Origin of the sequence: Chryseobacterium sp. JV558 (assembly GCF_033712365.1) — a bacterium.
Classification (GTDB): Bacteria; Bacteroidota; Bacteroidia; order Flavobacteriales; family Weeksellaceae; genus Chryseobacterium.
In genome coordinates this window covers 81,673-107,105 of record NZ_WJHU01000009.1, presented here as the reverse complement: position 1 = coordinate 107,105, position 25,433 = coordinate 81,673, and the positions used below count along the sequence as shown (strand labels likewise).

The 25,433-nt window shown below is 36.3% G+C and carries 27 protein-coding genes; 17 read left to right on the top strand and 10 right to left on the bottom strand.

All coding sequences use genetic code 11. The annotated features are described in order from the left end of the window. Positions 1-148 precede the first annotated feature (148 nt). Both GFU89_RS21385 and GFU89_RS21380 read left to right on the top strand, forming a co-directional pair. The gene (locus GFU89_RS21385; RefSeq protein ID WP_318849049.1) at positions 149-583 is read left to right on the top strand and encodes a GNAT family N-acetyltransferase; all 435 of its coding nucleotides are present in this window, start codon (positions 149-151) and stop codon (positions 581-583) included. Beyond that, a complete protein-coding gene (locus tag GFU89_RS21380) occupies positions 584-1,051 on the top strand; it encodes a GNAT family N-acetyltransferase (RefSeq protein ID WP_318849048.1) in 468 nt (155 codons plus the stop codon). Here GFU89_RS21380 and GFU89_RS21375 read toward each other — a convergent pair. The 4 genes from GFU89_RS21375 to GFU89_RS21360 all read right to left on the bottom strand — a co-directional run bounded on the left by GFU89_RS21375 (position 1,028) and on the right by GFU89_RS21360 (position 5,017). Beyond that, positions 1,028-1,924, bottom strand: coding sequence for a LysR family transcriptional regulator (locus GFU89_RS21375; RefSeq protein ID WP_318849047.1), 897 nt, complete (start codon positions 1,922-1,924; stop codon positions 1,028-1,030). The two genes, GFU89_RS21380 and GFU89_RS21375, sit on opposite strands and share 24 nt — an antisense overlap. Positions 1,925-2,025: 101 nt before the next feature. Further along, complete coding sequence (locus GFU89_RS21370) at positions 2,026-2,961, bottom strand: alpha/beta hydrolase (protein WP_318849046.1); 936 nt, start codon at positions 2,959-2,961, stop codon at positions 2,026-2,028. Positions 2,962-3,253: 292 nt separating this feature from the next. Then, positions 3,254-4,000 carry a metallophosphoesterase gene (locus GFU89_RS21365; protein WP_318849045.1) on the bottom strand — a complete coding sequence of 249 codons (747 nt, stop codon included), beginning with the start codon at positions 3,998-4,000 and terminating at the stop codon, positions 3,254-3,256. Positions 4,001-4,087: 87 nt separating this feature from the next. Continuing rightward, positions 4,088-5,017, bottom strand: coding sequence for a bifunctional helix-turn-helix transcriptional regulator/GNAT family N-acetyltransferase (locus GFU89_RS21360; protein WP_318849044.1), 930 nt, complete (start codon positions 5,015-5,017; stop codon positions 4,088-4,090). Between the two features lie 155 nt (positions 5,018-5,172). Between GFU89_RS21360 and GFU89_RS21355 the strand changes: the two genes are divergently transcribed. The 6 genes from GFU89_RS21355 to GFU89_RS21330 all read left to right on the top strand — a co-directional run bounded on the left by GFU89_RS21355 (position 5,173) and on the right by GFU89_RS21330 (position 9,973). After that, positions 5,173-5,790: an NAD(P)H-dependent oxidoreductase gene (locus GFU89_RS21355; protein ID WP_318849043.1), complete on the top strand. Its 618-nt coding sequence runs from the start codon at positions 5,173-5,175 to the stop codon at positions 5,788-5,790. Further along, positions 5,787-6,671, top strand: coding sequence for an NAD-dependent epimerase/dehydratase family protein (locus GFU89_RS21350; protein WP_318849042.1), 885 nt, complete (start codon positions 5,787-5,789; stop codon positions 6,669-6,671). The genes GFU89_RS21355 and GFU89_RS21350 overlap by 4 nt, the downstream gene beginning before the upstream one ends. Before the next feature lies 1 nt (position 6,672). Then, positions 6,673-6,960 carry a putative quinol monooxygenase gene (locus GFU89_RS21345; RefSeq protein WP_047429398.1) on the top strand — a complete coding sequence of 96 codons (288 nt, stop codon included), beginning with the start codon at positions 6,673-6,675 and terminating at the stop codon, positions 6,958-6,960. A gap of 2 nt (positions 6,961-6,962) precedes the next feature. After that, positions 6,963-7,715 carry a type 1 glutamine amidotransferase domain-containing protein gene (locus GFU89_RS21340; protein WP_318849041.1) on the top strand — a complete coding sequence of 251 codons (753 nt, stop codon included), beginning with the start codon at positions 6,963-6,965 and terminating at the stop codon, positions 7,713-7,715. A gap of 169 nt (positions 7,716-7,884) precedes the next feature. Next, positions 7,885-8,868: an aldo/keto reductase gene (locus GFU89_RS21335; protein WP_318849040.1), complete on the top strand. Its 984-nt coding sequence runs from the start codon at positions 7,885-7,887 to the stop codon at positions 8,866-8,868. Between the two features lie 136 nt (positions 8,869-9,004). Continuing rightward, positions 9,005-9,973: a cyclase family protein gene (locus tag GFU89_RS21330; protein WP_318849039.1), complete on the top strand. Its 969-nt coding sequence runs from the start codon at positions 9,005-9,007 to the stop codon at positions 9,971-9,973. A gap of 220 nt (positions 9,974-10,193) precedes the next feature. Here GFU89_RS21330 and GFU89_RS21325 read toward each other — a convergent pair whose 3' ends face one another. The 3 genes from GFU89_RS21325 to GFU89_RS21315 all read right to left on the bottom strand — a co-directional run bounded on the left by GFU89_RS21325 (position 10,194) and on the right by GFU89_RS21315 (position 11,712). Continuing rightward, a complete protein-coding gene (locus GFU89_RS21325) occupies positions 10,194-10,637 on the bottom strand; it encodes a carboxymuconolactone decarboxylase family protein (protein WP_318849038.1) in 444 nt (147 codons plus the stop codon). A gap of 7 nt (positions 10,638-10,644) precedes the next feature. Further along, positions 10,645-11,076 (bottom strand): DoxX family protein, encoded by a 432-nt coding sequence (locus GFU89_RS21320; protein WP_318849037.1) that lies wholly within the window; start codon positions 11,074-11,076, stop codon positions 10,645-10,647. A 63-nt stretch (positions 11,077-11,139) separates the two neighbouring features. After that, on the bottom strand, positions 11,140-11,712 hold the full coding sequence (locus GFU89_RS21315; protein WP_318849036.1) for a Crp/Fnr family transcriptional regulator: 573 nt from the start codon (positions 11,710-11,712) through the stop codon (positions 11,140-11,142). A 66-nt stretch (positions 11,713-11,778) separates the two neighbouring features. Here GFU89_RS21315 and GFU89_RS21310 point away from each other — a divergent pair, with 66 nt between their 5' ends. From GFU89_RS21310 to GFU89_RS21295, 4 genes are all read left to right on the top strand, one after another. Next, on the top strand, positions 11,779-12,144 hold the full coding sequence (locus GFU89_RS21310; protein WP_318849035.1) for a DUF1304 domain-containing protein: 366 nt from the start codon (positions 11,779-11,781) through the stop codon (positions 12,142-12,144). A gap of 517 nt (positions 12,145-12,661) precedes the next feature. Next, positions 12,662-13,912, top strand: a complete 1,251-nt coding sequence (locus GFU89_RS21305; RefSeq protein WP_047382703.1) for a quaternary amine ABC transporter ATP-binding protein — start codon at positions 12,662-12,664, stop codon at positions 13,910-13,912. Between the two features lies 1 nt (position 13,913). Then, positions 13,914-14,741, top strand: coding sequence for an ABC transporter permease (locus GFU89_RS21300; RefSeq protein ID WP_047424380.1), 828 nt, complete (start codon positions 13,914-13,916; stop codon positions 14,739-14,741). A 1-nt stretch (position 14,742) separates the two neighbouring features. Then, positions 14,743-15,597 carry a glycine betaine ABC transporter substrate-binding protein gene (locus GFU89_RS21295; protein ID WP_318849034.1) on the top strand — a complete coding sequence of 285 codons (855 nt, stop codon included), beginning with the start codon at positions 14,743-14,745 and terminating at the stop codon, positions 15,595-15,597. 297 nt (positions 15,598-15,894) lie between these two features. Here GFU89_RS21295 and GFU89_RS21290 read toward each other — a convergent pair whose 3' ends face one another. Next, the gene (locus GFU89_RS21290; RefSeq protein WP_047424526.1) at positions 15,895-16,272 is read right to left on the bottom strand and encodes a winged helix-turn-helix transcriptional regulator; all 378 of its coding nucleotides are present in this window, start codon (positions 16,270-16,272) and stop codon (positions 15,895-15,897) included. 92 nt (positions 16,273-16,364) lie between these two features. On the opposite strand from GFU89_RS21290, the gene GFU89_RS21285 reads away from it, so the two are divergent. Continuing rightward, on the top strand, positions 16,365-17,354 hold the full coding sequence (locus tag GFU89_RS21285; protein WP_318849033.1) for an NADP-dependent oxidoreductase: 990 nt from the start codon (positions 16,365-16,367) through the stop codon (positions 17,352-17,354). A gap of 3 nt (positions 17,355-17,357) precedes the next feature. Beyond that, the gene (locus GFU89_RS21280) at positions 17,358-17,834 is read left to right on the top strand and encodes a cupin domain-containing protein (protein ID WP_318849032.1); all 477 of its coding nucleotides are present in this window, start codon (positions 17,358-17,360) and stop codon (positions 17,832-17,834) included. A gap of 316 nt (positions 17,835-18,150) precedes the next feature. Here the strand turns inward: GFU89_RS21280 and GFU89_RS21275 are convergent, their stop codons facing one another. Together GFU89_RS21275 and GFU89_RS21270 are read right to left on the bottom strand one after the other, a co-directional pair. After that, positions 18,151-18,612, bottom strand: a complete 462-nt coding sequence (locus GFU89_RS21275) for a thioredoxin fold domain-containing protein (protein WP_318849031.1) — start codon at positions 18,610-18,612, stop codon at positions 18,151-18,153. Next, positions 18,609-20,678, bottom strand: coding sequence for a TonB-dependent receptor plug domain-containing protein (locus GFU89_RS21270; RefSeq protein ID WP_318849030.1), 2,070 nt, complete (start codon positions 20,676-20,678; stop codon positions 18,609-18,611). Before GFU89_RS21270 ends, GFU89_RS21275 begins: the two co-directional genes overlap by 4 nt. A gap of 123 nt (positions 20,679-20,801) precedes the next feature. Between GFU89_RS21270 and GFU89_RS21265 the strand changes: the two genes are divergently transcribed. The 3 genes from GFU89_RS21265 to GFU89_RS21255 all read left to right on the top strand — a co-directional run bounded on the left by GFU89_RS21265 (position 20,802) and on the right by GFU89_RS21255 (position 25,380). Then, entirely contained in the window at positions 20,802-21,953 is a 1,152-nt protein-coding gene (locus GFU89_RS21265) for a homogentisate 1,2-dioxygenase (protein WP_318849029.1), read from the top strand. A 424-nt stretch (positions 21,954-22,377) separates the two neighbouring features. After that, positions 22,378-23,889 (top strand): succinate CoA transferase, encoded by a 1,512-nt coding sequence (locus GFU89_RS21260; RefSeq protein ID WP_318849028.1) that lies wholly within the window; start codon positions 22,378-22,380, stop codon positions 23,887-23,889. A gap of 216 nt (positions 23,890-24,105) precedes the next feature. Continuing rightward, positions 24,106-25,380 carry an acetyl-CoA hydrolase/transferase family protein gene (locus GFU89_RS21255; RefSeq protein WP_318849027.1) on the top strand — a complete coding sequence of 425 codons (1,275 nt, stop codon included), beginning with the start codon at positions 24,106-24,108 and terminating at the stop codon, positions 25,378-25,380. Positions 25,381-25,433 lie beyond the last annotated feature (53 nt).

Here is a 25,433-nt window from a genome sequence, read left to right as displayed (position 1 = left end):
AAATTTGCGACAAAAAATCGAAAATCCTGCCTACCAATTTTACTGTTGCCTCAGCTCAATACCTCTATTTCCATTTCTAACGTTCAGTTTCCACCCTCTAGTTGGTATTCCAGCTCTATTTTCTCTACTTTTGTTTAAATTTAGTATCATGTCACAAAATATCAGACTGGCAGCTGCAGAAGATTACCCGAGAATTATGCAAATCTGGGAATCGGCTGTAAAAGCAACTCATACTTTTCTTGCAGAAGAGGATTTTAATTATTTTAAAGAAGTTATCCCAAGAGATTATCTTCCTAATCTGGAAGTTTATTTAATTACGGATAACAATGATGCTAAAGGTTTTGCATCCGTAGCAGAAGGGAATCTTGAAATGCTCTTCATTCACGATGATGCCCGTGGGAAAGGATATGGAAAAGCCCTTTATCAATTTATGAAAGAAAAGACCGGATTGACCAAAGTAGATGTGAATGAACAGAATCCACAAGCAATTGGATTTTATGAAAAAATGGGTTTCAGAAAGATCGGAAGATCAGAAAAAGACGGTTCGGGAAAGGATTATCCACTTATTCATATGAGTCTGTAAATGGAAAATTTCACTTTTAAAATAGTAAATCCAGATTCGGAAATTCCTTATCACTTACTGTTGTTGGCTGATGAAACCAGAGAAGCTATTGATCAGTATATTTTCAATTGTGAGATCTATCTTTTACACGACGGCATTGAAAATATTGCGGTGATGGCTCTCTACAAAAACAGTGATACAGAATTGGAAATTAAAAACGTTGCTGTGATTGAAAGCTACAGGAGCAAAGGTATCGGAAGTATTCTGATGGATAAAGCAAAGGAAATTGCAAAAGAAAATCAGTATAAAACACTGACTGTTGGAACTTCGGATACCGGCTTCCAACAGATCAGATTTTATGAAAAAAACGGTTTTATCAAAAATGGGATTCTGAAAAACTTTTTTATTGAAAATTATCCAGTTCCCATTTATGAAAACGGTTTACAAATGCGCGATATGGTTATACTAAGCCATCACCTGACGGAATAAACCTTTAATATGCTCTATTTCAGTTTGATAATTGGTTTTTTTACGACATCCGAAATACAGTGTGTTTTCCAATTTCTTCTTCCCTTCCCAGATCAGCTGAACTTCACCGCTTTCGAGGTCTTTTTTACATAGAAAATCAGGAATAACGGCTAATCCTGTTCCTCCTTTCAGACAACGGATGATAGAATTCAGATTAGGAACAATATAATTCGGACGGAAATTCGGCTTATGACCAAAATTAAGAGTCCAGAACTGGAAAAGATGCTCCATATCTCCGGTAGTTCCGTACCATTTTTCATTCTTCAACCATTCTTCTATCTGCTCAGCATCTTTTGTTTTTAAAACCTTATTGAAAGCTGCCACATCCACATCTTTTCCCCCTACCAGAATAATCTGTTCAGAAGAGAAAGCTTCATGTTCTATATTGGGTGAAGATCCTTTTTTCGGAGTAATAATAAGATCCAGAATTCCTTTATCCAGCTGATCAAGCATTTCCGGATATTCTCCAAAACTGATAATCAGATTAAAAGGCAATGAAGAAACATATTGTTCCAACGTCGTCTGGAAAGTTTCAAAACACATTCCGACACTGATGGTAGGAGTATGTTTCTCTGTAGACTTCTGAAAGTTTTTTTCTACATCTTCCAGCTTGGTAATAGGCTCTGCAACTGCATTAAACAATACCTTCCCACGCTCTGTTGGCATCATTTTTCTACCGGTTCTGTCGAATAGTTTGTATCCTACATAAGCTTCTAATGAACTTAAATGCAGACTCACTCCCGGCTGTGATATGAATAAAGTATCCGCAGCACCCGTCAATGTCCCGGTTTTATAGATCGCCTTAAAAGTGCGATACCATTCTAAATTGACCATGATTTAATTATTAATATTCTGATGCAAAGTTACAAAATAATTATAATACTGATGTAGATTTAATGCGAGTGAATTTCCGCTATCATTACTCAATTCTGATTCTATTTTACAATCTGCATAATTGTAGTCTGAAATTTTTCTGACTCATCTTTATGAATCTGGTGTCCGGAATTTTCAAATAAAAACAGATCTTTCTTAGGAGCTTTTACTTTCTTAAAATATTCAGTTGTAATTCTGGTAGAGGTTTGGACATCATTTTTACCCACAAAAAAATAAATCGGGCATTCTACTTTTTTTAGCGTCTTTGGCAGATCAATATTCATAACTTCATTCCACGCTGGCGACCACGTTTTTGACCATTGAAGAAAACCTTTTTTGAAATCATCACCAGTCACATACTGTTTCCCGTCTTTATAAAAAAGCCATTTTCTTAAATAAAACAGGTCTTCATCTACTTTGAACGGAATATGTACACTTGCTAGTTCTTTATGGGCAACAGGATTTTCTTTAAAATGATCTTTTAAAATATTGAGCAATTCTTTCTCACTCTCCAGCTGGCTTACAACAGGGTTTACGGCAAAATAAGCATTTAAAAGCTCAGGGTGATTTCTTACAATATAAAACCCCAGAGCATTACCCCATGAGCTTCCCAGCAGATATATTTTTTCCTGTTTTAATTCCATTCTCAGAAAATTAATAACCTGATAGGTATCTTTTCCCATAAGCTCTACTGAAGGCGGAATGGGTGAAGGATTTATTTCCAGCGTCTTACCGGCGTCCCTCTGATCCCACTGAACAATTGTAAATTTATTTTTTAAAATATTTGTAAAAGAATCTGCGTTTTTTCTCATCGAACTTCCGGGTCCTCCTGATAAAAATAAAAGTATCGGCTTGTCAGAATCATCTGTTTTAATTTCTATGGCTTGTTTTATTCCTCCGATTTCAGGAGTAAGAAGGGTATCTATTTTTTCTTTTTGTAATTGTGCGAAGCAAAATACTGATAATAGTAAAAAAATAAGAAGGTTTGTTTTTTTCATGATTTCTAAATTTTAAGTTGACTTTAATAATCTGGTACAAATATGCTCCGGATAATTTTCAGAAAAGTCCGAATAAAAGAAGTCGAACCGATTTTAATGATAAAATCAGTCCGAATGCATACAGATCAAAGTTCGAGTAATTACAAACAACTATTAATCAATTTATTAAAATTTAAATAATATATAATTTGTCAATTTTTAAAACGAAGTATGAAAAGATTTTTTTTAATTATTTGTACATAATAAGTCTAAAACGGATCTCGTTTTTAGGATAGAGCTTCAATAAAAATCATCAAAATAATGATACTTTTTCATTTTTTAGAAAAGCAGAGTAATAATCCGGAATATCACTTTCCTCAATTCCACGGACTGTTTCATCAATAGGATATGATAATTGTACAATTTCGGGAGTAATTTTTTCTTCGTCTAAAGTGAATACAACATAAGAAGCCAGTCTGTTTTCTTCTTTAGAACGGCCTACGGAGCCACAATTGACAGCCCAGTCCTTATTTTCAAACTGTTTTTTAAAAGATAAATGAGTATGCCCCATCACCACAACATCAGCTTGGGAGTCTTTTAGCATATTTTCAAAAACCTCATCATTTTCTGATTCATAGAGATACGTATCATTACTTTCCAGACTGGAATGAACCAATTGAATAGACCAATGCTTCTTCCCCACTTTATAATTTAATTTTAAATGAAAAGGCAGCTGTGATAAAAACTGTTTGTTCTCTTCTGTAATATGTTTTTTAGAATGATCTATTGCAATAAACCTGGCATTCGTCTCTTCTTCTGAGTGTTTAGACAAAGGGACAACAGGAATATCAAAAGCAATTCTTTCATCGTGATTTCCCAGTAAACAAGGAATATTTAGTTCTTGCATTCTCTCAATGACTTCATTACCCCAAGGGGCAAAATCTACAAGATCTCCCAGACAGAATTTTTGCGTGATTCCTCGCTTCTCAATATCTTTCAACACTACTTCCAGGGCAGGAAGATTTCCATGTACATCACCAAAAACAGCAATTTGTATCATTACTCTTTATTTTAATCAAACAAATGTAGGAGACAAAAAATTATTTCTTTGGAAATTGAATATGACTTTTAACACTAAATATCATCTTTAAATTAATCTCAAATCATAACGTTCTTCCACAAGAGTCTGTCCCCATTGCACAGATTCCACAGATTCCGTTTTTACAAATCCTGCTTTTTCATACATTGCAATGGCTTTTTCCTGTACGCTGGTCGTTAATAAATAAAGATTTTTATACTTTTTTTCTTTACAATAATCTAAGGCGGTATTCAAAAGTTTTTTCCCAATTCCCGTTCCTCTGAATAAAGGCAGCGTCAAAAACCATCTTAGCTGGGCTTCTTCATCAGAACGATGTAGAATTGCGACACATCCGACAATCTGCTGATTATATTCCGCCAGCCAAATCTTGTCGTTTTCAAGTGAATAGTTTTCCAGAAATTCTGAAAAGGTTTTGATGACATATTTTTCAAAATCCTTATCATAACCCGATTCCTGAGTATAAAGTTTTCCATGAAGATAAATTAAATAACCGATATCTCCCGGCTTCAATCCTTCTCTGAATTTCACATTTTGGGCAAGCTTTATTTTGTCATAATCTGGCGCCAATAAGCTTTTAATACTACTCATAGAATTGATTAGAAGCTCTTTTTCATCAGCATATAAAGGCTGAACGATCTCCTCAATCTGTTCATCAGATTTTGACTGCAAAACTTTTAAGAGGTTGTTGCCTTTTTCCGTTAATATAATGAAATATGCTCTTTTATCTTCCTCAGACTGTATCTTCTCAATAATATTATCCTTTAAAAACATTTTGACAACCCGACTTACATATCCTTTATCCAGATATAGAAGTTCGGTTAATTGCTGAGAAGTAATGTTTTTATATTCTCCAATTTCATACAAAAGCCGTACTTCAGCTAATGAATAAGGACTGTCGAGAAAATTATTTTTCAGCATTCCGATATGTGAAGTGTAGAATCTGTTAAAACTTCTTATCTGTTGAATCTCATTTTCCATAAAGCAAATATATATATTTGGTTGATAAAGTCAACCAAATACATGCGATTTTAACACCCATCACTATTATAATACTTCCCTATAATTTATATTATTTTTATTATACAAAGATCCATCCTAACTTTGCAGAGTAAAATTTAAACAATCATAAAAAAATGAAAAAAGTATTAATCATCAACGGAGGACAGAATTTCGGACATTCCGGAGGAAAATATAATCAGACTATTGCAGAAAATACATTAGCAGCTCTTAAAGAATTTGACAACGTAGAAGTAAAGATAACGAATGTAAGTGAAAATTATGATAAACATGAAGAAGTGCAAAAGTTTGTCTGGGCAGATTACATTATTTACCATACTCCGATCTGGTGGTTTCAGCTTCCGAACGGATTAAAAAAATATATTGATGAGGTGTTCACAGCAGGTCATGCAAAAGGAATTTATATGAGTGACGGAAGAAAGGCTGAGAATCCTGAAATCAACTATGGTACAGGAGGAATGCTTGGCGGCAGAAAATATATGCTGACGACAAGCTGGAATGCTCCTGCAACTGCCTTCACGCTTCCCGGAGAATTTTTCAGTGAAAGAAGTGTAGATGATGGACCATTATTTGGTTTCCATAGAATGAATGCCTTTGTCTCATTAGAGAAAATGGAAAGTTTCCACTTCCATGATGTAGAGAAAAATGCCAATATAGAGCGTGATATGAAGCTTTACAGAGAACATGTAAGAAACGTTTTTGAAAAAGAATTAAAACAAGAATTAGTATCATGAAAAAAGTACTGATCACAGGTATTACCGGCTATATAGGAGGTAGTATCGCTAAAAAAATGCTTGACAGAAATTATGAAGTAACCGGGCTGGTTCGTAACGAAACCCAGGTACAGGAACTGGAATCACTGGGAATCAAAACGATTATCGGGAATATTCACAATGAAGATCTTATAAAAACTGCTGTTGATAGTGTTGATGCAGTCATTCATAATGCGGATTCTGCGGATGATGCTTATGCTGTGGATAATTTTATCAAAGCAATGGAAGGAAGCCATAAAACATTCATATTCACTTCAGGATCTGCTATTTTCGGTGGTAAAGAAAATGGTAAAAGGAGTGATTTTGTTTTTACAGAAGATGTTCCTTTAACACCAAGACTGGAAATGGCATCAAGGGTACTTATTAACGATTATGTTCTTCAGTCTGTTCAGAAAGGTATAAAAAGTATCGTTATTGTTCCCACCATGGTATACGGAGAAGGTCTGGGAATAAAAAAAGACAGTATTCAGATTCCTGCTTTGGTTAATTTTTCTCAGAAAAAAGGGCACGGTGTTTATTTTGGAGAAGGTGAAAACATCTGGTCCAATGTACACATTGAAGATATAGCAGATTTATATGTACTGGCCCTTGAAAAAGCAAAAGGAGGTTCCATCTATTATGCGGAAAACGGTTCTTCTTCTTTAAAAAACATTGCAGAAGTGATCAGCAAAAAATATAATCTGAAACCGGCCCAATCTTTAAGTATACAAGATGCGGTTGACAGTTTCGGGCCTGCAGGCGGCTATTTCGGTTTTGCATCCAACAGCAGATGCAGTGCAGAAAAAGCCAGAGCAGAACTGGAATGGAAACCAATTTATAACTCAATTGAAAATTTTATTTAATATGAAAATTCATCTTACAGCAATTATAAAAGCCAAAGAAGAACACCAGGCAGAAGTATTGGAAGTTCTTCAGAATATGGTAAAAGAAACAAGAAAAGAAGAAGCATGTGAGCTTTACAGCCTTCATCAGGGAATTGAAGACAAAAACGAATTTGTTTTCTACGAAATCTGGAAAAGTAAAGAAGGGCTGGATCAGCACAACCAGCAGCCTTACATTCAGGCCTTCGGGGCTTTGGTGGATGAAAAGCTTCAGGAAAAACCACAGATTTATATCACCAATATCATTTAATCATGAAAAAATTAGCGTTTCTAATGCTGGCCGTCTTCACGATAGGATTCGTGCAGGCACAAACCAAAAAATCAAAAAATATGAAAAAGAAAATCTTATTCGTTGTAACCAGCCATGATAAAAAAGGGAGTACTGGTGAAGATACAGGATATTATTTAGGAGAAGTTTCTCACCCATGGGAAGTTATTCACAAAGCAGGATATGAAATTGACTTTGTAAGTCCTAAAGGCGGAACTCCTCCGGTAGATGGCTTCGATTTGAAAGATCCGGTAAACAAAGAATTCTGGGAAAACAAAGAATACAAAAACAAGATTGATCATTCTATGACACCGTCACAGGTGAACCCGAAAGAATATTCAACCATTTTTTATGCAGGAGGACACGGAGCCATGTGGGATTTTGCAGACAATAAAGAACTGTCTGATATTGCCTCAAAAATCTACGAAAACGGAGGTATTGTAGCAGCTGTATGCCACGGCCCGGCAGGATTGGTGAATATCAAGCTGAATAACGGGAAATATCTTGTAGACGGAAAGAAAATCAATGCTTTTACCAATGAAGAGGAAGCTGAAGTAAAATTAACAGATGTTGTTCCTTTCTTATTAGAAAACAAACTGAAAGAAAGAGGAGCACAATTTGAAAAATCAGGGCTTTGGCTGAATCATGTAGTTGCAGATCAGAGAGTGATCACAGGACAGAATCCTCAATCTGCAAAGAGTGTTGGAGAAGCTATTTTAAAAGAATTAAATAAATAACAAATAATTTTAACCACAAAAGTCACAAAAGGTTTTAAGTTCTTTAAAATCCAAAAAGCTCTTAAAAGTGTCACCATTGAAATGACGAGAATTCCCCTCCACTGGAGGGGTGGCGAAAATTCAAAGAATTTTTGACGGGGTGACTTACATATAAAAATTTTAAAACAAAATGGAATACAGAAAATTAGGAAATACAGATTTAGAATTATCAACAATCACACACGGAGCTTTTGCTATCGGAGGAAATATGTGGGGAGGTAATGAAAAACAAGACTCTATCAACTCTATTCATGCATCATTAGATCATGGAGTAACTTCTATCGACACAGCACCTTTCTATGGTTTCGGATTGAGTGAGGAAATGATTGGGGAAGCCATTAAAGGAAAAGACCGTTCAAAAATTCAGCTTTTAACAAAATTCGGATTGGTATGGGACGGAAGCAACAACGGAAAAGGAGAATTTTTCTTTGATGCTGAAGATGAAGGAAAAACAATTCCGGTATATAAATTAGCATCCAAAGAAAACATCATCAAAGAAGTTGAAGAAAGTTTACAAAGATTAGGAACGGATTATATCGACCTTTTACAACTTCACTGGCCAGACGGCACCACTCCTATCTGCGAAACAATGGAAGCTGTAGAGTTATTAATTCAGCAAGGAAAAATCCGTACTGCAGGAGTAAGTAATTATAGTGTGGCTCAAATGGAAGAAGCTAACAGAACATTAAAGCTTGCCAGCAATCAGGTTTCTTACAGTATGCTGAACCGTGCCATTGAAAATGATCTTGTCCCTTATTCTTTAGAAAACAATTCAGGAATTATCGTATACAGCCCAATGGAAAGAGGTCTTTTAACCGGTAAATATTTCAAAGAAACCCAATTAAAAGATAACGATCACAGAAACGGATATTTCTCGCAGTTTGATTTGAATAAAGTGAAAACTTTCTTAGAAAAAATTGAACCTATTGCACAGGAAAAAGGAGCCAGTCTTTCTCAACTGGTGTTAAGATGGACTACACTGCAGCCGGCAATTACAGTTGTATTGGCAGGAGCAAGAAATGCACAGCAAGCCATCGAAAATGCAAAGGCAATGTCTATTGACCTTTCTCAGGAAGAATTGACCTTCATCAATTCAGCTTTAAGCGAAATTTAATATAAAACCGGAGGCCGGGAGAAGAATACTGTAGATACCATCATTACTGATTACTTACAGTCATTTTATTCATATTAACAACCTCCTATTCCACCCTCCGGTTTCTTTTCTCTTTTCAATCCATAAATCATAAAAAATGAAAAATAATCTGATTAAAATATTCGGGTTAGCAATGCTATTGACTATCAACAGCATTGCATTAAATGCTCAAACACTTGTCAATCCCGAAGACAAATCATGGTATCCTTCTGCTTACGGAGCAAAGGATGAAATCGGAGCCGCTAATTTATTGACCCCCGAAGTCGTAAAACAAGCACTAGGGCTCGTGAAACAAGGTAAAACATTAGCTCTTGCCGTTCCTATTGATAAAAACCTTCCGGCTTTCAGACACAGAAGTTTCAATTTATACAATATTCAGCCTGGGGAACAGGGAGGAAAAAGTATAGGACCCAATAAATTCACGTTCAATGATGAACTTGTCAACGGATGGACCGGAGTGGGAACACAGCTTAATGGTATTGGGCACATCGGTATTGACAACACGTACTACAATGGAAACAAAGCTACAGACTTTGTAACAGTAGAAGGTGTGAAAAAACTGGGTGTGGAAAAAGTACCTCCTTTTGTAACCCGTGGTGTAGTTCTTGATATGGCCGCTCATTATGGGAAATCAATCGTACCTGGAGGAACAGAATTTACTGTAGAAGACATCAAATCTGTTTTAAAGAAACAGGGACTTACCTTAAGAAAGGGAGACGTCATTCTTTTCAACACAGGATGGCTGGAATTGATAGGTAAAGACAATAAACAGTTTCTGGAAACAGAGCCGGGCATCGGAATGGATGCTGCGAAATGGCTTGCCGATCAGGGAATTGTAGCTTTTGGCGGAGATACTTGGGCTTCCGAAGTCTATCCTAATCCAAAAAGTAAAGAAGAATTCCCAATCAACCAGTTTATGCTGGCGAAAAAAGGAATTTATAACCTGGAGCTTATTGACAGCCGTTCTCTGGTAAAGCAAAAAGTGTGGGAATTTTTATTCGTTCTGGGACAGCCTTTATATGTAGGCTCTACTCAGGTGAACGTGAATCCTGTCGCTATTTACTAAAATGAAGGATTGTTTAAAACCTATAACATACTATAAAAAGCAGAGAGACAAAGTAATGCCTGTTTTGAAAAAATAAAACTAACCTTTAAGATTTATTTTTAGAATTAATACTTAAAACAGAATTACATTGTCCCTTTGCTTCTTGCATTAAAATGGCCTTTCAGTTTTGAAAGGCCATTTTGTTAAATAAAGTAAATATCCGTAAATAATGCAATCTTCCTTATTTTCCAACCGGAAGATGAGTACTCACTGCAATTCTGTTCCATGCATTGATCGTTACGATAGCCATGATGATCTGAGCGATCTGGTTATCATCAAAAAAAGATTTTGCTTTTTGATAGGTCTCTTCAGTTAATCCTTTGTCGCTTATCAATGTAATTTCCTCTGTCATCAACAAAAGTACCTGCTCTTCTTCTGTAAAGAATTCTTTGGCTTCTGTCCATCCGTTCAGAATAAAAATTCTTTGAGTGGTTTCACCATATTTGATAGCATCTTTTGTATGCATATCAAGACAAAAAGCACATTTATTGATCTGTGAAGCTCTGATCTTAATCAGTTCCTTCTGAATGTGTGTCAATGAAATTGTTTGTAGGTATCCTTCCAATCCAAGCATCGCTTTATAAGCTGCTGAGTCTACTGTTGCAATATTTAATCTTGCGCTCATTATATTATTATTTTTTGGTTAATTGATCTATACTTAAAGAATATTGTTGTTGAACGGCCAATAAAAGAGCCGCAGCACTTGCCACCCAAACAGAATAGTTCAGTGGAGCTTTAGGTCCTGAAGCAATGGTCATGGATATGGCAAAAATCAACAGCAGAATACTGCTTCCATACGCGGCAATTTTGGTTTTAAACCCAGCAATCAACATTAATGGAAAAAGGATCTCGAAGAAAGTAGCAGCATATGCTGAAAACGTACTCATTGTTTCCGGAAGAAAAAATGTCAGCTGTCTGGTATATTCTTCAAAGCTCGCCATATTTCCCCATGCCGAATTTTCTTTGCTCCATAATCCAAACCGATCTGCCACAGCAGAAAGCATGGTTACAGCAAGAGCGAGTCTTAAAAATAACTGCGGAAATTGATTTTGGGTATCTGTCATTGTATTGGCTTTTAATAACATGACAAATTTCCGGTTTCTGAACCGTAAAAATCTTAAACTGGTTTAAGATCGTAACTTGGCCCTGATTTCACTCAGATATTCTGGAGTAAACCCTAAAAAGGAAGCAATTAAATATTGTGGAATTCTCTGTATAAACCAAGGATACAACGTACTGAAGTGCACATAATATTCTTCTTTGGTCATCTCATAAATATAACGGATTCTTTTTTCGGCAGCAGCATAAGCCGTCTGGTACACCATTCTGAAATAACGTTCCATAACGGGGTGCTTTTCCAGTAAAAGTTCCTGAGACTGAAAGTCAATGGTTAAAATGCTGGAATTTTCCACGGCCTGAATATTAAAGCCTGACTTCACTTGTTTTTCAAAAGCAAAAGTATCCGACATCCACCAGGTTTCTATAGCAAATTCTGTGGTTTGTTCTACTCCTTTTTCGTTGACAAAAAACTTTCTCAGACAACCTTCCACAACGAAATATTTAAATTTACAGATATCACCTTCAAGCATCAGATTTTCTTTCTTTTTCACTTTTAAAACCTGAAAAAAAGAAATGATAGAAGCAAATTCCTCATTGGTGATTGTAATAAATTTATCTAAATGTGCCTTGAAAGTTTCCATTGTAATATTTAGTAATCAAACTTAACTTTATTTTTTTAGTTTTACAATTCCAAAAAACAATAAATCATGGACATCGTTGCAAAAATTTTGATCGCCTTAGTCGCAATAGAACATCTCTACATTCTGTGGATGGAAATGTTTGCATGGGAAACAAAAGGAAAAGAAGTTTTTAAAGCTGCTTTACCTGCAGAAATGTTTAAACCCACCAAAGGGCTGGCTGCTAATCAGGGACTTTACAATGGTTTCCTTGCTGCCGGACTCATCTGGTCATTTTTGATTAAAGATCCGCAATGGCAGACCAATGTTGCTTTATTCTTCTTAGGATGTGTAGCTGTGGCTGGAATTTATGGGGCTATTTCTGCCACAAAAAAAATATTCTTTGTACAGGCACTTCCTGCCATACTGGCAATCATTGCCGTTTTATTGAAATAATTTTCCGGATCATACCAACAATGTCAATCTTCTCTTAGCTTTAGTAGTAAGAGAAAAATTTTCATGAAATCTCAATTCAAAAACGCTATTGAAAATCAATACATTACAGTCGTAAAAATCCATTTAATATAAAATTCGTAAATTTGCATCGTCATAAAAAATTGATACACAGTTTTTTTATGCTGGCCTGCATTTTGATGCAAAGTAGGCGTTCAAGTTGTTCAGTACACATATCTGTAATTACCTCATCAGTAATTTAATTGTAGAATCTATGTAAAAGATTAATTTCTTTTTACATAAATGCACTCTTTTTCTAGAGTATAATCTATTGAAATATTTAAAATAAACATAAGGCCTCATGGTTCTTATGCATTATTTTTTTGTTAAAAGCTTTTATCATTAAAAGCTTAGCAAATTATTTTATCCTATCCTCATCAGCAGAACAACTAAAGCTAAACGTATATAATAAATTGGTGTACAATTTTTTATATCATTTATTAATTCAAAAATTCTGAATATGGAAAAAAATGAAAACAGTAGAAAAGTAAAACTTAAAGTTGAAGATCTGACTATTATTTTTGGCAAAAACAAAGAAAAAGCACAGGAACTTTTAGACAAAGGCTTTTCCAAAAAGGAAATTCTTGAAAAAACAGGCTGTACCATAGGAATCAACAAAGCAAGTTTTGAGATCTATGAAGGAGAATTCTTTGTTATCATGGGATTATCAGGAAGTGGTAAATCTACGTTACTGCGCTGCCTAAACAGGCTGAATGAGCCCACCTCAGGGAAAGTATATATCAATGACGATGATATTACGAGCAAAAACAACAAAGAACTTCTGGAAGTAAGAAGAACGGAAATGAGTATGGTATTCCAGAAATTCGGATTGCTGCCTCATCATACTATCTTAGATAATGCAGGTTTCGGGCTGGAAATCAGAGGAGAAAGCAAAGCTTCCCGCGATGAAAAAGCACAGAAAGCACTGGATATTGTAGGATTGAATGGCTTTGAAAATCAGTATCCTTCCCAACTTTCAGGAGGAATGCAGCAGAGAGTAGGATTAGCAAGAGCTTTGGCCAACGATCCTGAAGTATTACTTATGGATGAAGCCTTTTCTGCACTGGATCCATTAATAAAATCTGAAATGCAGGATCAGATGCTTGAACTGCAGAATACTTTACAAAAAACCATTGTCTTTATTACGCATGATCTGGACGAAGCCATTAAAATCGGAGACCGTATCGTCATTATGAAAGATGGTGTGATAGAACAGATAGGAACAGCAGAAGATATTTTAACCAATCCTGCCAGCGACTATGTAAAAGCTTTCGTAGAGAAAGTAGACCGTAAAACAATTATCACTGCCAGATCTCTGATGTTCGATAAGGCTACGGTGGTACGTTTCAGAAAAGACGGTCCGGAAGGAGCTTTAAGAAAAATGAGAGCCACAGGATTAGAAAACTTACCTGTGGTAGATTTTCAAAATAAATTTCTGGGTTTTGTGACCCTTAATGATGTAGTCCGCATTGCCAGAAAGAAAGAACCAACGGTAGAATCAATTATCAACAGTAATGTTCCTTCAGTTTATCCTGAGGTAACTGTGGAAGAAATGCTGCCATTAATTTCCGGAAGTAAGTCAGCCATTGCAGTAATTGATGAAGACAACAAATTTTTAGGTCTTGTCACCCAGTTATCTCTTGTCATAGAAGCGACCAAGTTTAACGAAGAAGAAATTATTGAATTAAAAGAAATCGCAAACAACCAATAAGATGAATAAAACTATAGATATAGGTCAATATGTAGAAACTGCAATCAATTGGCTCACAGAAAATGGAAAACCTGTATTTGATGTCATAAAACATGTAGGAAACTCCTCTATAATGGGGATTGAATGGGTATTAACAAACACTCCTTTTTATGTAATCATTCTCTTTTTTACGCTGCTGGCATTATGGAAAGCTGGAAAAGGTATTGCCGTAGTAACCGCAGCCGGACTGAGTTTAATATTTTTAATGGGATTATGGAAAGAAACGATGGAAACGCTGGCTCTTATTTTTGTGTCCACCATTACTGCCCTTATCCTTTCTATTCCGCTGGGAATTTTAGCTGCAAAAAGTAAAATAGCTGACAAAATCATTCGTCCTTTACTGGATTTAATGCAGACAATGCCTGCATTTGTCTATCTGATTCCAGCTGTACTATTTTTCAGTATCGGTAAAGTACCCGGAGCTTTTGCAACGATCATTTTTGCAATGCCACCAGCGGTACGATTAACAGCATTGGGAATTGAAGCCGTTCCGAAAGACATTGTGGAAGCCGCCAGAGCTTTTGGGGCAACCAACCGTCAGATTCTGTTTAAAGTAGAGCTTCCTTTAGCAATGAAAACGATCTTAACAGGGATCAATCAAACCATATTGTTATCCTTATCCATGGTGGTGATCGCAGGAATGATTGCTGCAGGTGGTTTAGGAGAGAAAGTATTGGAAGGAATTAATAACCTGGATATTGGATTAGGATTTGAAAGTGGATTATCCGTTGTGATTTTAGCCATTATTCTTGACAGGATTACCCAGGGATTTGTAAAGAAAAAACAATAAGATGAAACAATTAAAATATCTATTTTTTCCGATTTTAATAGTGGTCTTTGCTGCATTATATTCGTGTGAAAATATAAAAAACTCTAAATATATCACCATCGGAATGGTAGATGGCTGGGCGGAAGATGTGGCCATGACACACGTTGCAAAAGCCATTCTGGATGAGCAAGGATATCACGTTATTATTCAAAAAGCCTCAACGGATATGATTCTGGCTTCGATGAATAATGAAGATACAGACCTTTTCATGGGAGTCTGGCTTCCCTACACCCATGCTAAAAAGCTTGCCAAATTTCCGGGATTAACTCATCTTGGAACCAATTATGACAACGGCCGTATAGGATTGGTCGTACCTGAATATGTTCCCGTTAACTCTATTGAAGAGCTCAATCAGCATAAAGATCAATTCAATCACAGAATTATAGGAATTGAAAAAGGAGCAGGATTAACCACCGGAACTGATAAAGCAATTATTGATTATAAACTGGATTATCAGCAGATCAACTCCTCTACCATTGCCATGATCACTGAATTACAGAATGCCATACAACGAAAAGAATGGATTGTGGTAACCGGATGGCAGCCTCACTGGATGTTTGGTAAAATGAAGCTTAAGTTTATTGAGGATCCAAAAAAAATATATGGAGAAGCAGAACAGATTAAAACCTATTCCAGAAAAAGCTTTGGCAAAGATCATCCGGAATTGGCAAAATTCTTTTCTAAAATCCATTTTGATGATGAAAATATGGCTGATCTTTTAACCAAAATGGAAGACAGTAAAAACAAAGAAGCCACCGCAAAAAAGTGGGTGGAAGAACATGCTGAACTGGTAAATTTATGGCTGGATAAAAATTAATATAGCGATACAATTTGATAGTATTAAAATCCTCAACCTGATTCAGGTCTGAGGATTTTTTCATCGACATAAATTATTTAATCTTTTCTCTATGAAGCAATATGTATTAGTAATCGCAAAGGCGCAAAGAAATTTAATAACATACTGCTTTAAGGCGCAAGAAAATCAAAGATTTTCAGCAAGCTTGTTTCAGTTAAAATTCAACAGAATTAAATTGTATCAAAGATAAAATCCTTGCGCCTTAAGACATATTTAAAGGAAAATTTTTGCGTCTTTGCGTTTTCCAATATCTCATAACTATCCCATTGATTCTTTGATTTTCTCCCGATGAAGTATTCCCCAGTTTACCAATGTTTCTGTCACCGGAAATACAGACTTCCCGTATTCTGTTACTGCGTACGTTACCGTGATAGGTTTCGTATCCTGAATGGTTCTGGTGATCAGAAGATTTGTTTCCAGTTCTTTTAATTCCTTGCTCAGCATTTTTGCAGAAATTCCTTCGATACTGCGTTCCAGCTTTTTAAAATGAATCATCTGATCAGGTCTGTTCGTCAGATACCGTAAAATCATCAGTTTCCATTTCCCTCCTAAAACATCCAGACTGTCACGCATTGCGAACAATTCTTCTGTACAGCTAGCTTCTCTTTCGATACCGTTTTCAGTAATTTTTGCCATAATAGTTTCATGAAGGTAACTAGTTACCATTAGTTAACTAGTAGCAAATATAAACTATTCCCTCTTTACATTTGTGTATCAAATTTTAAAGTATGAAAGCAGTTATTTTAAATAAAAATGGAAAATTAGAGGATGGTTTTACAGAACAGCCAAAACCTAAAAACAATGAAGTTTTAATCCAGATTAAAGCCAGTGGTTTCAATCCCATCGATTATCAGATGCTGGAAAACGAACTGGAAAGAAAACTAGTCAGTTCACCCATATTAGGAAGAGAGCTATCAGGAATCATTGTCGGCAAAGGTCCAGAAGTTACACAGTTCAATATTGGTGACGAAGTCTATTGTGGCAGCGGTTCTATGGGAAGCAACGGTACTTACGCAGAATATATTGCCATACCTGAAGCTATTGTGTCTTTTAAACCAAAAAATATCTCGTTTGAACAGGCAGCCTCCATTCCTTCAGTTGGACTTACGTCGTTGCAGATCTTTAACCGTCTGAAATTACATCCGGAAAATACACTCCTTGTCACTGGCGCAGCTGGAGGTGTTGGTTCATTTTTGATTAAACTTTTACTTGCCCATAACATTCGACAGATCACAGCAACCGTTGGCAGTGAAGAAAACAGGCAGATGCTTTTGAATTTAGGATTAAAAAGCCATCAGATCGTTAATTACAGGGAAGAAAATCTTATTGAAAATATTTTAAAAGCCAATAATGATCAACCCTTTGAGTTTGGAGTTGATCTCGTAGGAAATTATATGTCAGAAGTCACTGCAAAGGTTTTAAAAATTAATGGAACTTACGTAGATGTAACAGCTTTAGTCACAAAGGATGCTCATGAAATGCTTTTCAATAAAGGAAGCCTGATCATGAATATCTCCAATTATACTTACGGAATGGCTAAAAAGTATGAGTATTATAAAAACAGCTTACTTGAAATAAAAAAACTCATCGAAACCGGAACTATTCTTCCACCTCAGCATAAACTCATAGGAAATCTTTCTTTGGAAACCGTTTTGAAAGCACATTCTATTTTAAAAAACAATCAGACCCACGGCCATAAACTGATCATGAAACACTAATCTATGAACAAAATACCAAGACGAATCGTAACAGGAATAAAAGAAGGAAAATCCATCATCATAGAAGACCAGCAGGTAGAAAACGCAGTAGAACATTTTCCGGGATTAATAATTTCTGATGTATGGAATACGCAGACAACGCCAGCAAGCCTGGAATTTGAAACCAGAATTCCTAACACCGGATTTCCACAGACTCCTAAAAATGGTACTTACTTTCGGTATGTAGTTGTTCCTCCTGATAAAGATTTAGGGGTTGAATGGAAAAAGAATGAACCCCATCCGATGATGCATCAAACTCCGACACTGGATTATATCATTATCCTTTCCGGTGAACTTTACCTCATCATGGAAGAAGGGGAAACTCTTTTGAAACCGGGCGATATCGTTATTCAAAGAGGAACGAATCATGCGTGGAGCAATCGCTCTGATGAACCTTGTATTCAGCTGGCAGTTTTGATTGATGCGGATGGGGAAAATTAAAAGATTTAATTATTTAAAAAATTTAAAGATTGGATAGTTCTCACAGATTTTAAAAATTCAACAAACAAAAATCTGTGTGTTCTGTATGATCTGCGGGAAATAAAAAGAAGACCTTTTAAAGTTGAGTAAACGCAAAGGCGCAAAGAAATAAATATGATGCTGTTTAAGGCGCAAGAAAATCAGAGATTTTCAGCAGGGATTAATGCATATAGTATTAGGAACATACAATTTTATCACAGATAAAATCATTGCGTCTTACAGCATAATAAAAGAAAAAACTTTGCGCCTTTGCGTTTTTCCAACAAAAACCATCCGATTACAAAGCAGAAATCTCCAGCAATTTCTGCTTCATTTTCTCAGGTGTCATCTGCCCTTCCTGATAATAGACCAGATTCTGATACTTATCCAGGAATACCCATAAAGGATAAACAGGCTGATTTTTATTTTTTGACAAAGCCAGTGCCAATTCATGAATTCCGGAATTTCCATTCTGCAGATATGCAAATTCCTGATTCTGAAAATGGATCGTCTCCTTTGTTTTTTCCGCTTCAAAATTGATGAAATAAAAATGGTCATTCATCATGCCAGTCAGCTCTTTATCTTTACTCAGACGGTAAGACTCAATTTTACAGACCGCACACCAATCTGTATAAAGATGGATCACCACAGGTCTGGATTCTTTTTTTTGCAGAACCTCCCATTCAGAAAAAGTGCCTGTCTTCATCTGAGACAGATAAAAACAGGGCACTAACATTAAAAATAAAGTTATTTTTTTCATTTCAAAGTATATTTTACTCCCAGAAAACCTCTGATACCCTGCATTGGAGCATAGCCATATGCTGTATCAAAAGTGTAATGATTAGGATTGTTGACAGGATCATCAACATGTTTATCAAATGGGTCAAACGGTCTCATCAAAGGATCTTTAGGGGTAAAATTGAATAAGTTTTTAATTCCGCAATACACTTCAAATCCTGATTTGAAACTCTTTGATACCTGAATATTGGCCAAAGAATAGAATGGTGAATATTCAGGACGATAATCATTCTGCAGAACAGGAAGCCTCATCGGTCCATAAAACTGTCCTGTAAAATCTATGGTCAGATTACTTGGGAACTTATAAGTTAGATTGTACGTTCCACTCCATTTTGGAGCATGCAGCTGCTGTGTTTTCTGATTTTCATTGTCAAATTTCTGGTATACATCCAGATAAGTTACTCCTAAATTGACACTCAGTGGAAACTGAAACGCAAAATCAATGTTCAGAGAAGCTCCTCTTGAAATTCCATATCCGTGAAGATTATCATAAATAATTTTATTAGGATCAGAATCAAAATCTCCCACAATTTTATTACTGAAGTAAGTATAGAATGCGGAAGCATCAAGATTTACCAAGCGGTTTCCCACAGGGATTTTCCAGATATAATTCAGATTTCCGTTCACCGATCTTTCCGGCTTAAGATCTGATTTTACCACCACTTCCCTTGAACCTGTCAGTGCAGCGTGATCTTCTGTAAATAAATTTACCACTCTGAAGCCTGTCCCAAAATTGAAACGCAGGGTATGGTACGGATTGGGTGAAAATTTCCAGGCTAACCTCGGTGAATGCACAGAATGATGTACTTTGTCATAGTCATATCGGTACCCAAGCAACAAGGTGTTTTTATCATTAATCTCCCACTGATCCTGGATAAAAGCTCCCCAGATTGGAGATTTCATCGGAGCATTCGTGATTCCGTCTGATGCTAATGTTCCTGGTGTATTGTCGTCGTAAAAAGTTCTTTTAAAAGTGAATCCGGCCGTAATATCATGTTTCCCAAAGCTTCTGTCCCAATAGGTCTGCATAAAAGCTACTTTTTGTGTAGCATTGAAAGGGTTGGATCCGTAAAATGAGTTCTGATCGTGATAATTATAAGAAAACTGAGTCACAATATGTTCCTTCATTGGCCATTCATACAACCCGAAAACCTCTGCCCTGTTGGTATAAATACTTTCTCCATAAACCTGATCACTGCCGCGGTAAGATTTGTTCCACTGCATTTCTCCCCCAAAACGGTCTTCATACAGGTATCTCAGCGCAAAACTTGCCTGCCTGTTTTCCTTTCTTTTAAAATTCCACTTGTTAAAAACTGAAATTCTGCTCTGTAAAGTAGCATCTGTAAAATTATCTTTGTTTTGGTCTATTCTTTCTTTAAAGCTGAAATAATTTAAACTTAATAATGAAGCGGCATTCTTTCCTACGTTGAACTTGGTTGAAAGGTCAAGATTATTTTCACTCCATGTACTTGTCATCATATCTACACTTAGCTTAGGAGCTGTCAAGGCATTTTTCGTAATAATATTAATTACCCCTCCCATCGCTTCAGAACCATAAATGGATGATGCGGGACCTTTTACTACTTCTATCCTATCCACCAGACTATTAGGTATCCCACTCAATCCGTATACGGTGGAAAGTGAACTTACAATCGGCATTCCGTCAATCAGAATCATGGTATAAGGTCCTTCCAGTCCATTGATGTGGATATCTCCCGTATTACACACAGAACAATTCAGCTGAGGTTTTACGCCATTCACCATGGCAATAGCTTCAAAAATACTGGGAGTTGGGTTTTTCTGAAAGAACTTCTGGCTGTAGATCTCTACTGCCACAGGGCTTTTTGATCTGCTCATCGGTTTTATAGTTCCGGTAACCACTACATCCTCTATAGTACTCGTCTTGATTTCTTTTTTGGTAACTCTGGCAGAATCCAGATTTTTATTGGGCTGCAAACTTAAACTGTCTGTCTCCTGTGCAAAACAATAGGTTGATAAAAAAGTGATAGAAAATAGTATTCGCTTCATGAAATTAAAATTGTTAGACAAATCTAACAATTATTTTTTAAATACAAAACTTATCTGAAAAAATATAGATTAAGCCAATTCATGAAAAATGATTAAATTTGAGAAACTACATACGAAAGTAAAATGAGATATCATCTAGCGGGAAATATCCCACCAAAAAGGCATACGATCTTTAAGTCTCCGGAAGATAAATTTTACTATGAACAGCTTTTCGGTACAGAAGGCTTCCATGGTATTTCTTCTCTGTTATATCATATCCACCGCCCTACGCAGATCAAATCTATCGGTGAGCCGAAAGATGTCACTCCCAAAATAGCTGTGGAAAAAAACATCGCTCCAAGAATGTTTAAGGGAATGAATGTCACTCCTGAAGACGATTTCATGGACAGCCGAAAAATCCTTTTGATGAACAATGATTTGAAAATGGGGTTGGCTAAGCCAAGAAAATCGATGGACTATTTCTACAAAAATGCGGAATGCGATGAACTTTTATATGTTCATCAGGGAACCGGAATTTTAAAAACTTTTGTAGGAGATCTTGAGTTTGTAGCAGGAGATTATCTTATTATTCCAAGAGGAACTATTTATCAGGTAGAACTGAAGTCTGATGATACTGTATTTTTTGTATTAGAAAGCCACTCTCCAATTTATACTCCAAAAAGATACAGAAATGAATTCGGCCAGCTTTTGGAGCACTCTCCGTTCTGCGAAAGAGATATGATTGCTCCTGTTTTCAAAGAACCTGTTGACGAAAAAGGAGAATTCCTGATTAAAGTAAAAAAAGAAAACCAGATCACTGACTTCATCTATGCAACACATCCGTTTGATGTAGTAGGCTGGGACGGATATTTTTATCCTTATAAATTCAATATTAAAAATTTCGAGCCGATTACCGGAAGAATTCACCAACCGCCACCGGTTCACCAGAATTTTGAAGGTCACAATTTCGTAGTATGCTCATTCTGTGCAAGAATGTATGATTACCATCCACAGGCTATTCCGGCACCTTACAATCACTCCAATATTGATTCTGATGAGGTATTATTCTATACAGAAGGTGATTTCATGAGCCGTAATCACATTGACCTGATGGACTTCACGCTACACCCAGGAGGTATTGTACATGGACCTCATCCAGGTGCAATGGAAAGAAGTATTGGTAAAAAATTTACGGAAGAATATGCCGTTATGGTAGATCCATTCCGTCCTTTAAAAATTACCGAAGAAGCTTTAAAAGTAGAAGATCCTTCTTACAAAACTTCATGGTTAGAATAAAACAGTAAAATTAAAACAGCTTTTGAGTTTTAATATCAACCACAAAAGTCACAAAAGATAAACACTAAAGATTTATAAGTGAATCTTTGATTATAAAGAACACTAAAGTTTTGAAAATCGAAGATTTTCTTCTAATGTGCACTTTATACGGTATTATTGAACACTTTCTTAAGAAAACTAAAGTGCTTAAATATAATTCTTTGTGACTTTTGTGGTTAAAAATTCAAATAAATTTATTTTACATTAAAAAAATCCATCTGGTTCATATCAAAAAGTATTACTGAATACATACAAAAGACGCTTTAAATTCTTTATTTAAAGCGTCTTTTTTCGTAAATTTGTGAGGCATGGTTAACATATTTACCATCATTATTTTTCATGACGCATCCTAAGTAATGGTGGTTTAAACCAAAATCAATATTACATGTTAGAAAGAATCAGATTAGAAAGTCTACACCAAAAAGTAACTACGGCAGAAAATGCTGTAAAAATCATTAAAGACGGCATGACCATTGGGTCCAGCGGCTTTACAAAAGCAGGTGACAGCAAAGCTATTTTGCCTGCACTGGCGGAAAGAGGAAAAACAGAAAACCTTAAAGTCACTTTGATGACCGGAGCTTCACTAGGGCATGGTACCGATGGAAAATTGGCAGAAGCTAATGTTTTAAAGAAAAGAATGCCCTTCCAGGTAGATCCTATTTTAAGGAACAAAATCAACAATGGTGAAATTCTCTTCATCGACCAGCATTTAAGTGAAAGTGCCGAACTTCTCCACACTAAAAACCTTCAGAGCATAGATGTAGCCATTATCGAAGCTGCTTATATTGAAAGAGATGGAAGCATTGTTCCTACCACTTCTGTGGGTAATTCAGTAACCTTCGCTGCTTTGGCTAAAAAAGTGATCATCGAAATCAACACCGAGGTTCCCGAAGAAGTCTATGGAATCCATGATATCTACCAGGCTGAAGATTATCCTTACAGAAACGTTATTCCAATTGTAGCTCCATGGAACAAAATCGGAAGAAAAAGCATTCCCGTTGACCCTGAAAAAATTGAAGCCATTGTTTTTACCAACCGCAAAGACAGCCCGGCAGACATTGCAGAACCGGACGAAAAAACAACAGCTATAGCCAAACATCTTCTTGCATTCTTTGAAAATGAGGTTCTGTTAGGACGTCTTACAGACAGATTACTTCCCCTTCAGGCAGGTATTGGCAAAGTGGCCAATGCGGTTCTAACCGGATTCAAAGACAGTAATTTTTATGACCTGACGATGTTTTCTGAAGTGCTTCAGGACAGTACATTTGACCTGATAGATTCCGGTAAATTGAGTTTTGCTTCAGCATCATCCATTACTGTTTCTCAGGAATGCTATGAAAGAGTCTTAGGAAACCTTTCAAAATATAAAGACAAATTTGTTTTAAGACCTCAGAATATCTCCAATACTCCGGGACTGATCCGAAGATTAGGGGTAATTGCCATCAATACGGCTATTGAGTTCGATATCTATGGAAACGTAAATTCCACTCATATTGGAGGAACAAAGATCATGAACGGAATCGGAGGTTCCGGAGACTTTGCAAGAAATGCTTACTTAAGTATTTTTGTAACTCAGGCCGCTTCAAAAGGAAATAATATTTCTCATGTTCTTCCTATGGTTTCTCATACTGATCATACGGAACATGATGTTGATATTCTGGTGACAGATATCGGATTAGCAGACTTACGAGGATTGGCACCGAGAGAAAGAGCACAGAAAATCATTGACAACTGTGTTCACCCTGATTATAAAGAAGAATTACAGTCTTATTTTGACAGAGCTTGTGAAAGAGGCGGACATACTCCTCATTTACTCGAAGAATCATTCAGTTGGCATTTAAGATTCTCCGAAACAGGAAGTATGAAGCAGAAAACAATGGCTGAAGTTTCTAATTAAGAATTTCACAACAAAGCAATAAATAAAAAGGACTGAATGCCAATGCATTTGGTCCTTTCTTTTTTAGATACAGCCCCAACTATCCTACATGACAAAAGTCTTTCCAATATCCTGAAAATATTTGAAATAGGTAAGGTTATAAAGATTATCTTTGAAAGAAGAGAGGTATTTTATGAGGTAAAAAATACGATGAACACCCTACTAAAAAGATAAAATATGAATAATTACATCAGTGCAGAAGAAGCGATATATACGATAAAAAGTGGCAACCGAGTATTTTTTCATGGCAGCGCATGTACTCCCAACTACCTGATTGATGAGCTGGCAAGACAGTCAAATCGATTGCAAAATGTAGAAATGGTTTCCATTACTCAACAGGGAAATGTAGAAATTGCAAAACCGGAATACAAAGACAGTTTTTTCATCAACTCTTTATTTGTTTCCATTCCTGTGCGTGATGCAGTAAATTCTGACAGAGGAGACTTTGTACCTGTCTTTCTAAGTGAAATTCCTATTTTATTCAGAAAAAATATCCTTCCTCTGGATGTGGCCATTGTTACGGTTTCTCCTCCGGACAGACATGGTTTCTGCACGTTGGGAACTTCTGTAGATATCGCACGAGCCGCGGTGGATACGGCAAAAATAATCGTTGCTATTGTCAATCCAAGAATGCCCAGAACTCATGGAGACGGAATGATCCACATCAGCAGAATTCATAAACTGGTTTGGCATGAAGAGGAGCTTCCAACGGTAGATTACGGTTCAAAAGTAGGCGCTGAAGAAATGCTTGTAGGAAAAAATGTGGCTGAACTTATTGAAGACAAATCTACCCTTCAGATGGGTATCGGGACTATTCCTGATGCAGTTTTGAAATGCCTCACCAATCACAAAGACCTGGGAATTCATACTGAGATGCTGAGTGACGGGGTTATAGACCTTATTCAGAATGATGTCATCAACAATAAATACAAAGGGTATAATGATAATAAAACCATTACAAGTTTCTGCTTCGGAACCCGAAAATTGTATGACTATGTAGATGACAATACCGTATTTGCTTTCAGAGATGTGAGCGAAGTCAACTTCCCGATCAACATCATGAGAAACAAAAAAATGGTAGCCATCAATTCCGCCATCGAAATAGATCTGACAGGACAGGTATGTGCCGACTCTATCGGAACAATGCAGTACAGTGGAATCGGAGGACAGATGGACTTTATGCGTGGTGCCGCATTAAGTGATGACGGAAAACCTATCATAGCCATTACTGCAAGAACGAAAAAAGGAATTTCCAGAATCGTTCCTTTTCTTAAACAGGGAGCTGGTGTGGTTACAACAAGAGGTCATATTCATTACGTCGTTACTGAATACGGAACAGCTTACCTGTATGGAAAAAACCTTCGACAGAGAGCACAGGAACTCATCAGCATTGCCCATCCGGACGACAGAGAAATGTTGGAGAGAGCCGCTTTCGACAGATTTAAACACTGATAATCAAATGATAAGGATTTCCAAATTGTTTTTTTTCTAAAATAGTAAAACAT